This is a genomic window from Humibacter sp. (assembly GCF_035547335.1).
Lineage (GTDB): Bacteria > Actinomycetota > Actinomycetes > Actinomycetales > Microbacteriaceae > Humibacter.
This window is the reverse complement of record NZ_DASZVF010000026.1, coordinates 54,758-68,254: the sequence shown is the minus strand read 5'-3', so window position 1 is coordinate 68,254 and position 13,497 is coordinate 54,758. Positions and strand designations below refer to the sequence as shown.

At 70.4% G+C, this 13,497-nt stretch carries 9 protein-coding genes; 1 reads left to right on the top strand and 8 read right to left on the bottom strand.

The features are described from left to right. The 5 genes from VHB92_RS06675 to VHB92_RS06655 all read right to left on the bottom strand — a co-directional run. On the bottom strand, positions 1-885 hold an 885-nt coding region (locus tag VHB92_RS06675; RefSeq protein WP_422653651.1), incomplete at its 3' end, for an L-arabinose isomerase family protein. A 144-nt stretch (positions 886-1,029) separates the two neighbouring features. Next, positions 1,030-2,679 (bottom strand): xylulokinase, encoded by a 1,650-nt coding sequence (locus tag VHB92_RS06670; protein ID WP_414653077.1) that lies wholly within the window; start codon positions 2,677-2,679, stop codon positions 1,030-1,032. Continuing rightward, positions 2,676-3,404 (bottom strand): L-ribulose-5-phosphate 4-epimerase, encoded by a 729-nt coding sequence (locus VHB92_RS06665; protein ID WP_325452665.1) that lies wholly within the window; start codon positions 3,402-3,404, stop codon positions 2,676-2,678. The genes VHB92_RS06670 and VHB92_RS06665 overlap by 4 nt, the downstream gene beginning before the upstream one ends. 107 nt (positions 3,405-3,511) lie before the next feature. After that, on the bottom strand, positions 3,512-4,672 hold the full coding sequence (locus tag VHB92_RS06660) for a LacI family DNA-binding transcriptional regulator (RefSeq protein WP_325452661.1): 1,161 nt from the start codon (positions 4,670-4,672) through the stop codon (positions 3,512-3,514). A 49-nt stretch (positions 4,673-4,721) separates the two neighbouring features. Beyond that, a complete protein-coding gene (locus VHB92_RS06655; RefSeq protein WP_325452659.1) occupies positions 4,722-5,699 on the bottom strand; it encodes a LacI family DNA-binding transcriptional regulator in 978 nt (325 codons plus the stop codon). A 269-nt stretch (positions 5,700-5,968) separates the two neighbouring features. Here VHB92_RS06655 and VHB92_RS06650 point away from each other — a divergent pair, with 269 nt between their 5' ends. Further along, complete coding sequence (locus VHB92_RS06650) at positions 5,969-7,840, top strand: glycoside hydrolase family 127 protein (RefSeq protein ID WP_325452657.1); 1,872 nt, start codon at positions 5,969-5,971, stop codon at positions 7,838-7,840. A gap of 28 nt (positions 7,841-7,868) precedes the next feature. Here VHB92_RS06650 and VHB92_RS06645 read toward each other — a convergent pair whose 3' ends face one another. From VHB92_RS06645 to VHB92_RS06635, 3 genes are all read right to left on the bottom strand, one after another. Further along, entirely contained in the window at positions 7,869-9,083 is a 1,215-nt protein-coding gene (locus VHB92_RS06645) for a S1C family serine protease (protein WP_325452656.1), read from the bottom strand. Positions 9,084-9,274: 191 nt separating this feature from the next. Beyond that, positions 9,275-9,871, bottom strand: coding sequence for a recombination mediator RecR (gene recR, locus VHB92_RS06640; RefSeq protein ID WP_325452654.1), 597 nt, complete (start codon positions 9,869-9,871; stop codon positions 9,275-9,277). A gap of 90 nt (positions 9,872-9,961) precedes the next feature. Next, entirely contained in the window at positions 9,962-13,063 is a 3,102-nt protein-coding gene (locus tag VHB92_RS06635) for a DNA polymerase III subunit gamma and tau (protein WP_325452653.1), read from the bottom strand. Positions 13,064-13,497: the final 434 nt, after the last annotated feature.

Below are 13,497 nucleotides of genomic sequence, written 5' to 3'. Positions count from 1 at the left end.
CGGCAGCTGCTTGAGCGCGCCCAGGTCTTCGAAGTTCGTCGTGAACGCGCCGAATCCGCCCTCCTCGAGGAACGAGCGCAGCCCCAGCTCGATGGCCGCCCCGTCGCGCAGCGACTGATGCCGGTCACCGCCGCGCCGCAGTTCGGGCACGACGTCGTACAGCTCCTCGTACTCGGCCACGAGCGCGTCGACGTCTGCACCGGATGCCTGCGCGACGGCATCCGCGAGCTCGTTCACGCCCCACGTGTTCACCTGCACGCCGAACACGTGCTCGGCCTCGGTCTTGTCACCCTCGGTGACGGCCACGAAACGCATGTTGTCGCCGAACCGGGCGAGCTTGAGCGAGCGGGATGCCGCGTACCCGGCGGCCGCGCGGCTCCACGTTCCGATGCGGCCGCTCACGGCAGGATCGCTCACGTGACCCACGACGGTGGTGCGGGCCACGCCGAGACGGGACTGGATGTAGCCGAACTCCCGGTCGCCGTGCGCGGCCTGGTTGAGGTTCATGAAGTCGAAGTCGATCTCGGCCCACGGCAGCTCGACGTTCGCTTGCGTGTGCAGGTGCAGCAGCGGCTTCTGCAGCGCGTCGAGGCCGGCGATCCACATCTTCGCGGGGCTGAAGGTGTGCATCCAGGCGATGACGCCGATGACGGAGTCGTCGGCGTTGGCGTCGAGCATGACGCGGCGGATCTCGTCAGACCCGGTGAGCACGGGCTTCCAGACCACACGCACGGGCAGGTCGGATGATGCGCCGAGCCGGTCCGCGATGGCCCGCGACTGGTCGGCGACCTGGGCAAGAGTCTCCGGTCCGTACAGGTGCTGGCTCCCGGTGAGGAACCACACCTGGTAGCCGTCGAGAGAGGTGGTGAGCGGTGTGCGTGTCATGGGCTTCCTTACTGGAGGTGAGGCTTGTGGATGTCTGAGGTGTCGCGAGATCTGCGTCTCCGGGTGCGTGGGTCGGAGGCCGACGTCGAGCTCAACTCGAGGCCGGCCGCGCCTTGCGACGACCGCGGCCGTTCTGATCCCGCGTCACAGTGCTGCGATGGCCGCGCGCTCGACGCCGAGGCCGGCGCGGTACCGGTCGAGGTAGGCCGCGAACCCGGCGACGTCGCCGGCATCCGGCTGGGCGACGTGCACCGCGGCGTTCGCGAACACGGTGCCGTTCAGGTACTCGGCGAGCGAGGGCGCATCCCGCCCCGGCGCGGATGCCTGCCGCAGGTAGGCGGCAAGCACGGCGATGCCCCACGCGCCGCCCTCCGCCGCGGTCTCGCCGACCGCCACGGGTGCGTTCAAGGCGGCGGCGAGGAACCGTTGCGCGACGCCGGCCGTGCGGAAGATGCCGCCGTGGGCGAGCATCCGCTCGATGGCGACTCCCTCGGAGGCGAGCACCCGCATGCCCAGGCTCAACGTGCCGAACACGCCGTAGAGCTGCGCGCGCATCACGTTGGCGAGCGTGAAGCGGCTGTCGGGCGTGCGAACGAACAGCGGACGGCCCTCCGCCGTTCCCGTCACCGGCTCGCCGGCGAGGTAGTTGTACGCGAGCAGGCCGCCGGCATCCGCATCACCGTTCAGCGCCTCGCGGAACAGCAGTTCGAACGCAGCGTCGCCGTCGATGGCCGGACCCGCCAGCTCGGCGAAACGGCGGAAGAGGCCGACCCATTCGGCCAGTTCGCTCGCGCCGTTGTTGCAGTGCACCATGGCGACCGGATCGCCGGACGGCGTGGTGACGAGATCGAGCTCCTCGTGCGACTCCGCCAGCGGACGCTCCAGCACCACCATCGCGAAGATGCTGGTTCCGGCGCTCACGTTGCCCGTGCGCGGGGCGACGGCATTTGTGGCCACCATGCCCGTTCCCGCGTCGCCCTCCGGCGGGCACAGCGGGATGCCTGCCCGCAGCACTCCTGACGGGTCCAGCAGCGCCGCTCCCTCCCCCGTCAGCTCGCCCGCGGCCTCACCCGCCGACAGCACCTGCGGCAGCAGCTCCGCCAGCGGTGCCGCGAGCGGCCTGGATGCGACGAGCGCCTGGAACCGGTCGAGGAGCTCGGCGTCGTAGCGGCCTGTCGCGGAGTCGATCGGGAACATACCGGAGGCGTCACCCACCCCCAGCACCTTCCTGCCGGTCAGCTTCCAGTGCACGTAGCCCGCCAGTGTGGTGAGGAAGGCGATGCGCGGCACGTGCGGCTCGTCGTCGAGCACCGCCTGATAGAGATGCGCCACCGACCAGCGCAGCGGGATGTTCACCCCGAACAGCTCGCTCAGATCACGAGCGGCCGGCCCCGTCGTCGTGTTGCGCCAGGTGCGGAACGGCACGAGCAGCTCGCCGTCGGCATCGAACGGCAGGTAACCGTGCATCATCGCCGAGACGCCGATCGCGCCCAGCGAGCCGACCTCCACGTCGTATCGACGGCGCACATCGGCCAGGAGATCCGCATAGGCGGCCTGGAGGCCCGCCCAGACGCTCTCCAGCGAGTAGGTCCACCTGCGGTCGACGAACTCGTTCTCCCAGGCATGGCTTCCGACCGCGATCGTGACAGCGGGGTCGTCACCGATCAGGCAGGCCTTGATGCGAGTGGATCCCAGCTCGATGCCGAGCACCGCGCGGCCGGAGCGGATGGCGTCCGCCGCGTCAGCGTTGATCCTCTGGGACGTGACAGCCGTCTCGTCCGGCGCGTCGGTCACGAGTCGCTCCTGCGGGCATCCGTGGACTGTCCGTACACGTTCTGATACCTGTCGTAGAGGCGGTCGATCGACTGCTGCGGGATCGGGATGAGCTCGCCTCCCTGGCGTGCGATGTGCACGGTGCGGGCGACGTCCTCCACCATGACGGCCGCCTTGACGGCATCCTTCGCGCTCACGCCGATGGTGAACGGGCCGTGGTTCTGCATGAGCACTGCCCGGCTGCGGTGCCCGCGCAGCGTCTCGACGATGCCGCGGCCGATCGAGTCGTCGCCGATGATCGCGAACGGTCCGACCGGGATCGGCCCGCCGAACTCATCGGCCATGGCCGTGATGACGCACGGGATCTCCTCGCCGCGTGCGGCCCAGGCGACGGCGTAGGTGGAGTGCGTGTGCACCACGCCCCCGACCTCAGGCATGTTCCGGTACACGTAGGCGTGCGCCGCCGTGTCGCTGGATGGCGAACGCTCGCTGCCCGCGGTGTCGGGGATGACGCGACCGTCCAGGTCGCAGAGGATCATGTTGTCGGCCGCGAGCTCGTCGTACGACACCCCGGACGGCTTGATCACGAACAGGTCGGTGCCCGGCACCCGCCCCGACACGTTGCCGCCGGTCCATACCACGAGTCCGTAGCGCACGAGCTCGCCGTGCAGCGCCGCGACCTCCTCCCGGGTGCGAGCTATCGCGGCCTCGGTTGCGGCATCCAGAATCGCCACTGACTCCTCCATCTGATCCGTCTCGGTCATTCCGTCTCGGTTGTTCCGCTTCGGTTGTTCCGTCTCGGTTCGAGCAATGTTACCGGTCACAAGCGGGCAGCGACCACCAGTGGCCGGGGTCATCGGGGCGGTGCGGTCGACTGCCGGATGACGAGCCGCGGCGGAACGACCGACACCTCCACGTCGTCGACGTCGAGCACCGCTGCGACACAGCGTCGTGCCTCGCCGTCGATGTCCACCCGCACCGTGGTCAGCGCCGGGCTGTAGTAGGCGGCATCCGTGTTGTCGTCGAAACCGACGACCGAGACGTCGTCAGGCACCGACAGTCCCCTGGCGGCGAGCCCCGACATGAGCCCGAGCGCCATCTGATCGTTCGTCACCACGACGGCGGTCGTGCCATCGGATCTGATCGAGGCGGCGACACGCTCGGCCATGGCCGCTCCGGATGCCGCGGACCAGTCCCCGGACCAGCGCGCCGTCTCCGACAGACCGGCACGCCGCATCGCGCGGTCGAACCCGCCGGCCCGCGCCGCCTCCTCCAACCAGTCGTCGGGGCCACCGAGACGGGCGATCCGCCGATGGCCCAGGTCGATCAGGTGCTGCACCGCGAGCTTCGTGGCCTGCGCCTGCAGCTCCACGCCGCCGTCCGTCGGAAGAGCGGCGATCCGCACGCCCGCCTGCCGCTTCGCGGGACCGCCCCGCGTTGTGGCCGTGCGCTCCGTCACAGTGCCCCGGTCGACTTTCTCCTGGTCGTCCGTGGTCTGTTCGGCCGTGGTCTGTTCGGCCGTGGTCCGTTCGGCGGCGCTCTGCTGGGCTCTGCCCCGCTCCAGTCCGGCGTCCTGCCTCAAGAGCGTCTCCACCGTGGTCACGCGCGGCGCCACCACCACGATCCCGTCGACGCCCTGCGACAGCAGATGCTCGAGCGCCGCCGCCGTCGAAGTCTCGTCCGAGGCATCCGCGTACGCTGTCGTGACCCACCGTCCGGCGGCCCTGGCTGCCGCCTCGAGCGCGACGACACCGGCAGCCGGCCCGAACAGGGCGGCGTTCGACGCGATGACACCGAGCGTGCGCGTTCGTCGCGTTCCCAGAGTGCGCGCCGCGTTGTTCACCCGGTAGCCGAGTGTGAGCATGGCCTCCTGCACACGCCGTCGCGTCTCGTCGCGCACGCTCGGATGGTCGTTGATCACGCGCGACACCGTCTGGGTCGAGACGCCGGCGAGCGCGGCCACGTCACGCACTCCGGCACGCCGCGCATCACGAGGAAGGTCGGCCGTGGTCATCGCGTCTCACCCTAGCCCGCTGCCGTCAGCGGGGAGCGCGGCGGCCTCGTCACGCTGCGCCGAGCGTCGACCCTCTCGTCACGAGCTCGGGCTGCACGCGCTGGATGCCCGGCTGCGGTGCGCCGGCTATCGCATCCAGCAGCAGCTCGGCGGCCCTTCGCCCGACCTCGCCGAGCCTGCGGTTGATCGTGGTGAGCGGGGGCCGCGAGCCCTCGACGATCACGTCCCAGTCGTCGAAACCCGTCACGGCGATGTCGTCGGGAACCGAGACGCTGCGCTCGCGGAGCCGGTCTGCCGCTCCCCTGGCGATCTGGTCGTTGCCGCAGGTGATCGCATCCGGAGTCTCGGCCGCGTGGTCGAGAAGGATGTCCACCGCCGCCCGACCCCAGGCCTCGGTCCACGCGCCGTGCAGGGGCTCGTGCACGAGAGGATGGCCCGCCGCTTCCGCCGCCGCGACCGTCGCATCCGCGCGCAGGGTGGCGCTGCGCTGGTCGATCGGGCCCGTGAGATGCGCGAGTCGCCGCCTCCCGAGACTCGCGAGGTGGTCGACAATGAGCCGCACACCCGCTTCGTCGTCCGACACGACGGAGGTGTCCGACGGATCGTCCGATGGCGCGTGCGCGTAGACCGTCGGGATGTCCGCGTGCAGTGACCGGCGCGGATCCGTGAACCCGCCCGTCACGATGACGCCGTCCACCCGCTGCTCCCTCAGTCGCTCGAGGTAGTACTGCTCGCGCACCGGGTCGTCGCGGGTGTCGCACAGCAGCACCATGATCTGCCCGAGGCTGAGCGCGTTCTCGGCGCCGAGCAGGATGGGCAGGCTGAATCGGCCGACGGAGTCTCCGGTCAGCAGCGCGACCGTGACGGTGCGCGACGGTTCCCGCATCCGCTCGGAGAATCCGAGGCGGTCTGCCGCCTCGCGAACGCGTCGCCTGGTGCTCTCGCGCAGCTGTCCCGTGTTGTTGAGGGCTTTGGATGCCGTGGCAGGCGACACTCCCGCCGCCGCCGCGACGTCGGCCACGCGCACCGCTGACGATCCTGCGTGCGATTCCACCATCGTCCTCCGGAACATGTGCAGTCGTCGGGCGAGCCCGCTTCCGGTCGTCACGGAATGTCGTTCCGACCGGATCCCGCCCCACGGTATCAAGCCCAGGCGCCTTGACGGTCGAGGAGCGGGCGATTAGCGTGATGCTCACGTTCCAGAACGTTCCGGAACGTTCCTTGACCATCGTCGTGGTGGTGCTCCTCACAGTCGCGAGAGCACCACAGCCACCCACCACCCCCGGGGATCTCATCGTGTCCATCGCGTCCACCGCTGCCCGTCCGTCCAACGCCACACGCGACATCCCTGGCCCCGCGCGCCCGCTCGCACCGACAGCGCTCCGGCCCCTCCCGCTCTCGGAGGTGCGACTGGGCGAAGGATTCTGGCTCGATCGGCAGCACGCCAACCGCGATGTCTCCGTTCCAGACGGGCTCAGGCAGCTTCACGACGCCGGCAACCTGCGCAACTTCGAGATCGCCGCAGGCCGGGCGGAGGGCGAGGTACTGGGCCCCGTGTTCGCGGACTCGGATGTCTACAAATGGCTCGAAGCCGCCGCATGGGAGTACGCGCGCGAGCCCGACGAGAGCCTGCTCGCCGACCAGCTCCGGATCACCGAGCTGGTCGCCGCCGCTCAGCAGCCCGACGGATACCTCAACACCGTCGTGCCGGTTCGCGAAGGCAGGCGGTACGGGAATCCGCAGCGCGACCACGAGCACTATTGCGCCGGGCACCTGATCCAGGCCGCCGTCGCGCAGAAGAGGGCGACCGGTCGCGACGACCTGCTGAACGTCGCGGTCGGCGTGGCCGACCACCTGGTGCGCGAGTTCGGGCCCGCCTCCGCGACGGGCTCTGCCGGCGACGTGGACGGGCATCCGGTGATCGAGACGGCGCTGGTCGAGCTCTACCGGGAGACCGGCACCCGCGCGTACCTCGATCTCGCGGCCTGGTTCGTCGATGCTCGCGGCCACCGCACGCTCGAACGGTTCGGCGGCAACTCCACCTACCTGTCCGACCGTGTTCCGGTGCGCGAGGCGACCACCGTCGAGGGTCACGCTGTGCGGGCCGTCTACCTCACGACGGGCGCCACCGACGTGGCGATCGAGACATCCGACTCCGGGTTCATCTCCACGCTCGCCGCGCAGTACGAGCACATGGCCGTGACCAAGCAGTACGTCACGGGAGGCCTCGGCTCGCGCTGGGACGGCGAGGCGTTCGGCGACCCGTACGAGCTGCCCTCCGACCGCGCCTACGCAGAGACGTGCGCCGCCATCGGCGCCGTGCAGTGGGCGTGGCGGATGCTGCTCGCCACCGGCGACGCGTCGTACGCGGACCAGATAGAGCTGCTGCTGTTCAATGGATTCCTCGCGGGCGTCTCGCTACGCGGCGGCGACTACTTCTACGTCAACCCGCTGCAGGTGAGGCACGACGCCCACGCCGACGACGAGCGCACGCCCAAGAACGGCCGCCTGCGCTGGTTCGGCTGCGCGTGCTGCCCGCCGAACATCATGCGCACGCTCTCGAGCCTGGGCGGATACCTCGCCACCTCCACCGCGGACGGGCTGCAAGTGCACCAGTACGTGCCGGGAACGCTTCGCGCCGCCACTGACGCCGGCCAGCTCGAGGTGAGCGTCACCACCGACTACCCGTGGGACGGCCGCGTGCGCATCGCGGTGCAGAACGCCCCGGAGACGCCCGTCACCCTCAGCCTGCGCATCCCGCTCTGGGCAGAGGACGCGACACTGGACGGGGCGGAGGTCGAGGCCGGCCGGTACGCCGAGGTGACCAGGACGTTCGCTGCAGGCGACGAGCTCGAGCTGGTGCTTCCGATGTCGCCACGCGTCACGCGCCCGCATCCGCGCCTGGATGCCGTTCGCGGCTCGATCGCTGTCGAGCGCGGCCCCCTCGTGTACGCGTTCGAGCGAGCGGACCAGCCCGAAGGCGTCGTGCTCGACGACGTCTCAGTGGATCCCGAGTCGCTGACCGAGGCGGAAGCGCCGGCCCTCGTGCCCGGTCTCGTCGGGGTCTCGCTGCGCACACGCGACGGCGCGGAGCTGACGGGCATCCCGTACTTCGCCTGGGCGAACCGCGGGGCCGACGACATGCGGGTGTGGCTACCGGAAGCGTGAAACCGGCGGACGTCGGTCGCGACGCGGGTCAGGACGGACGCGCCACGAGCCGGGCGGTCACCGTCTGCTCCTTGCCATCGCGCACGAACGTGATCTTCACGGTGTCGCCCGCCTTCTTGGTCAGCAGCAGGCCGGTCAGCACATCGTTGCGGTCGGCGGGACGTCCGTCGATCTTCGTGACGACGTCCCCTGGCTTCAGGCCTGCCGCAGCCGCCGAGCCCTTCGGATCCACGGACTGGATGTACAGGCCGTCCTCGATGCGCCACCGCTCGGCGACGGCCGGCGGGATGGGCGTGACCTGCACGCCCAAGTAGGGATAGGCGACCTCTCCGGTGTCGATGAGCTGACCGGCGATGCGCATGGCGAGGTTCACAGGAACCGCGAATCCGATGCCGACTGAGCCTCCGCCTCCGACACCTTCGGAATTGGGCACCGTCGAGATGGCCGTGTTGATGCCGATGAGGTCGCCCCGGCAATCCACGAGAGCGCCACCGGAGTTGCCGGGGTTGATGGCGGCGTCGGTCTGGGTGGCGCCCGCGAGCGTCGCTTTGGCACCGTCGTCGCTCGGCACGGGCACGTTGCGGCCGAGTGCGCTCACGATACCCGCCGTGACGGTGCTGGAGAGCCCGAGCGGGGCGCCCAGCGCGACGACCGGCTCACCGACGGCGACGTCGTCGCTGTTGCCCACGCCGATCACCGGCAGTCCGGATTCCCCGGTCACCTTGAGCACCGCCAGATCGGACTGCTGGTCGCGCCCCACGAGCTTCGCGGGAACCGTGTGTCCGTTGGAGAACGTGACGGCGATGTCGCCTCCATCGCGTGCAGCCGAGATGACATGGTTGTTCGTGATGATGTAGCCGCTCTTGCGGATGACCTCTCCGCTGCCGACGCCGCTGCCGGATACTGCTGTGACGTTGATGGTGACAATGGTCGGCAGCACCTCGTTCGCCACCCTCACGGAGTCACACGCGCCGGGGGCCGAACCCGATGCGGTGCCGGATGCCTGCCGGGAAGCGGATGTGCCGCCCGCCCACCACGCTCCAAGCCAACCGGCACCGAAGCCGAACGCGATGGCGATGACCGCGGCCACCACCCAGACGAGCCACGGCGGCAGGGCGCGACTCGTCCTGCCGCGATCATTGCTGCGTGCGCTGGGCGGAGTGCCGCCGGAAGGAGGGGAGGGCTCGCGGGTAGCGGCGTCGGCGTCGCTCGCATGCATTCCGTTGCGGCGCGGATCCGTCATCGCCCACCCCCAAGCGCTGCGGGAGTCCCGTGCGCAAGCACGGTGACTGCTCTCTCGCGACTGTATCGTCGGCGGACTCCACCGAGCGGACGGGGCCGCACGTATCGCCCGGAACGGGTCAGACGGGCTTCCCGGCGCACCCGCGGGCTTCGGACAGCCCGGACCGGCGCTGCCTGCTGTCGTGCGCCTGCTCAGCCGACCAGCCGACGTCCCTCGAAGGCGCGCCCGAGGGTGACCTCGTCGGCGTACTCCAGGTCGCCGCCGACAGGCAGACCGGATGCCAGCCGCGTCACCCGCAGCTCCATGGCCTGAAGCATGCGGCTGAGGTAGGCGGCTGTCGCCTCGCCCTCCACGTTGGGGTTGGTGGCGATGATGATTTCGCGCACCGTGGCATCCGCAAGCCGGGTCATGAGCTGGCGGATGCGCAGCTGGTCGGGGCCCACACCCTGGATCGGGCTGATGGCGCCACCGAGCACGTGGTAGAGGCCGCGGAACTCGCGGGTGCGCTCGATCGCGACCACGTCTTTGGCCTCTTCGACCACGCAGATCAGGGTCTGGTCGCGGCGCGGGTCGCGGCAGATGGAGCACGTCGCCTGCTCGCTCACGTTGCCGCAGATCTCGCAGAAGCGCACCTTGTCGCGCACCGTGGTGAGCACTTCCGCCAGCCGCGTCGGGTCGTAGGTCTCGGTCTGCAGGATGTAGAACGCGATGCGCTGCGCCGACTTCGGTCCTACGCCGGGCAGCCGGCCGAGTTCGTCGATCAGGTCTTGGACGACGCCTTCGTACATGCGGCCGTGCTCCCTATCAGTTCTCGAGCGAGGAAGCGCTCAGGATGGTCGATGGCAAGGACGAGGAGGAACGGCGACGCACCGCGGTCTCTAGCTCGACCATGCTGGTCCGCCCTGGCCTGCCCCGCCGCCCGACGGCGGCGTGATCTGCTGCTCCTCGATGAACTTGGCACCGAGCAGCTCACGCACGACGGCTTCGCCGTATCGCGCTGGTTCCCGGAAGCCGACGGATGCCTTCGGCCGTGCGGTGCCCCCCGCGGACGCATCCGCGCGGTCGGAGCTCGCCGCACCGGCTCGTCCCTGGGGCGCGTCGGGAGTGTTCCGCAGAGGACTGTTGTCGGCAGGTCTGTTCTGCGCAGGACCGTTCTGCAGAGGACCGTTCTGCATTGGGCTGCCCGGCACAGAGCCGTTCTGCACGGAGCTGCCCGGCATGGAGCCGTTCTGCAGCGAGCTGAGCGTCGGCTCTCCCGGGTACTCGTCGGGGAACGGTGGCTCGTCGTCGTCGGGAGCGTCGGCGTCGGTGAATGCGGCCGGCCGTTGGTCGACCGAGCGCGCGGCCGGTGCGGACGATGGAGCAACAGAGCGACTGGACGTAGTCGTGACGGCCGATGCGTCGTTCCGCTCCTGAGCGCCGTCGTCGAGACGTTCCGCCGCCTCTCCGACGCGCCCGCGCTCCCGAGCCGCATCGCGCTCCTCCCCCGCATCACGCGGACGATCGAGCACGGCCGTCGAGGATCCGGGAATGGCGACGGTCGCCCATCCCAAGGAGGTCGAGGATGTCGACGCACTCGGCCGAGCGGACGACGAAGTACGGGGGGACGCCGAGCCCGACGGTCGCCCCGTCGACGCGTTCACCGGTTGCGCCGGGGAGCGGTCGCCCTGCCGCTGGCCTGCGGCGCTGGTACTCGCAGGCGACGCTGTTGGCGCCGCGCCCGGCGCCGCCGTTGCGTCTTGGCCTCCGCCTCGGGGCCCGTTCAGACTCGTGGACCGGTCCGGGCCTCCGTCGCTCGGGTTTGCGCCACGCGGTGCGCCGCCGCTCGGAGTACGGCCGCTGGGCGCACCGACCCCCGGTGTCCCTCCGGCGGGCGCGGCCGGGCCGCCGTCCTGCCCCGCCGGCTTCGCCACGAACTTCACCCGGATGCCGAGCAGATCGATGATGGACTGCCGCAGCACCTCGCTCGCGGCATCCTGCGCTCCTGGCCTTCCGCGGAAGCTCTCGACGTCGTTCGCGCTCGGGAACGACAGCGACAGCACGTCGCCGTCCAACGCACGCACGGTCGCCGTGTACACCACGGCCCACGCGCTGCGACTGGATTCCGCGACGGCGTCGAGGATCTCGGGCCAGGCATCCCGCACCTGTTGCGTCGTGACGGCTCCCACGACGACGGCTGGTGTGTCGTCGGTGACACCCGGTGTCGCCCAGGCGGATGCCGCGGAGTTGCTCGATGCTGCCGGCGCACCTCCCATGGCCGCGCTCTTCTTCGCAGCAGCAGCCGCGGCGAACGCCGCAGCCTGCGCCACGGCCGGGTCGAGCGACGACGCTTCTGACGGTGCCGCCGGCGCTGCACCGGTGGGCGACGTTGAGTCCGGCGACGCCGCCGCTTGCGGCCCGGCCGGCGGGGCCGGTGTCGCCGCGGGTGCTGAAGATGGTGCGGACGCCGCGGACGAGCCCGCGGACTCTGCCGTCGACGCGCCCGTCCGAGCGGGCGTCGGAGGTGTCGAAGCAGCAGCGCCGGAGGATGCGCCGTCCGCACCGCCGGCTGCCGGCCCGCTCGGGGAACTGACCGACCACGCGGACGTCGCCGCCGTCGCCGCCGTTCCCGGCCCGGCCTCTGCCGTCCGGCCCTCGCCGGCAGCGGCTGGCTGCTGCCCGGCAGCACCCCGTACCTCCGTCACCGGCCGTCCCGCGGCGCCGCTAGAGGCGCGCGGCGCCTGGTTCGCGGCGGCAGCTTGAGTCCCCGCGACCGCCGGAGTCCCGGCAGCGGCAGGAGTCGCCGAGGCGACATCGCTCACAGCAGCCGAGCTCTGCACGCCAACTCTGCGTTCCAGTCGCTCGACGCGCGCCAGTGCGCCGCGGTCGGTCGCATCGGATGCCGGAACGAGCATCCGCGCGATCATGAGCTCGAGGTGCAAGCGCGGAGACGTCGCACCGGTCATCTCGGTGAGCGCGGCGTTGACGATGTCGGCGCACCGCGAGAGCTCCGCCGCGCCGAACACTGACGCCTGAACCGACATGCGGTCCAGCTCTTCCTGGGGGGTGCCGCGCAGCACGGCTGCAGCAGCATCCGGAGACGTCGCGGCCACGATGATGAGGTCGCGGAGTCGCTCGAGCAGGTCTTCGACGAACCGGCGAGGATCCTGACCGGTCTGGATGACGCGGTCTACTGCGGCGAACGCCGTTGGCGCATCCACGGCCCCGATGGCATCCACGACCTCGTCGAGCAGCGCAGCATGCGTGTACCCCAGCAGCGCGACGGCACGCTCGTACTCGATGCTCGCGCCCTCCGAGCCGGCGATGAGCTGGTCGAGGAGCGAGAGCGTGTCGCGAGGCGAGCCTCCGCCTGCTCGCACGACGAGCGGCAGCACGCCGGGAGCGACCGACATCCCCTCGCTCTCGCACAGCCGCTGCACGTAGTCGAGCATCTGGGCAGGAGGCACGAGGCGGAACGGGTAGTGGTGGGTGCGGGACCTGATCGTCCCGATCACCTTGTCGGGCTCCGTCGTGGCGAAGATGAACTTCACGTGCTCCGGCGGTTCTTCCACGATCTTCAGCAGAGCGTTGAAGCCCTGCGGCGTCACCATGTGCGCCTCGTCGAGGATGAAGATCTTGTAGCGGTCTCGGGCCGGCGCGAAGATGGCGCGCTCGCGGATGTCTCGCGCGTCGTCGACGCCGTTGTGGCTCGCCGCGTCGATCTCGACAACGTCGAGCGATCCCTGACCGCCCCGCCCGAGCTCGATGCAGCTTTCGCACGTCCCGCAGGGCGTGTCCGTCGGACCCGTCGCGCAGTTGAGGCAGCGGGCGAGGATGCGCGCACTCGTGGTCTTGCCGCAGCCCCTCGGCCCGCTGAACAGGTAGGCGTGGTTGACGCGGTTGGTGCGCAACGCCGTCATCAGCGGCTCCGTCACCTGAGACTGGCCGATCATCTCGGCGAACGTCTCAGGCCGATAGCGGCGATACAGGGCGGTGACCACGGGCTCAATCGTAGCCGCGGCGACTGACACGCGATTGAGGGCTGTGGAAGGGCGCTCGCGCACTTCCAGCTCTGGCCTTCGCACACCCCATCCGGACCGAAAATCGGGGATCTGGACGTATCCCCGGCGCGCCGCCCGCATCGCACGGCGCGTCATACGGATCACCGATTTTCGGGCATGCGAACCGACCCCACCTTGTCGTCCCCGGCTCGTGTCGCGCGTCGTTTCACACCGAATCAATGCGTACATCCGCTGAGGTCCACGTGGCTCAGCAGACTCGATCCATGCTGCTTTGTCGTCTTGGCCACGCGGCGTGGTCTCGACAGCTGATCGCCGCCGGCGCGACGAGACGGGCCCTCGCGAGCCTGTCGGCGGATGCCGCGGTGTGGCATCCCCGCCGCGGCCTTTACGCCTGCGAGCACCTTGGCGAGGAA

Bases quoted from the DNA above. Each gene is read 5' to 3' on its own strand.
- VHB92_RS06665 (WP_325452665.1), bottom strand. From the start codon at position 3,404: ATGGAGGAGTCAGTGGCGATTCTGGATGCCGCAACCGAGGCCGCGATA.
- VHB92_RS06660 (WP_325452661.1), bottom strand. From the start codon at position 4,672: ATGACCACGGCCGACCTTCCTCGTGATGCGCGGCGTGCCGGAGTGCGT.
- VHB92_RS06645 (WP_325452656.1), bottom strand. From the start codon at position 9,083: ATGACGGATCCGCGCCGCAACGGAATGCATGCGAGCGACGCCGACGCC.
- recR (WP_325452654.1), bottom strand. From the start codon at position 9,871: ATGTACGAAGGCGTCGTCCAAGACCTGATCGACGAACTCGGCCGGCTG.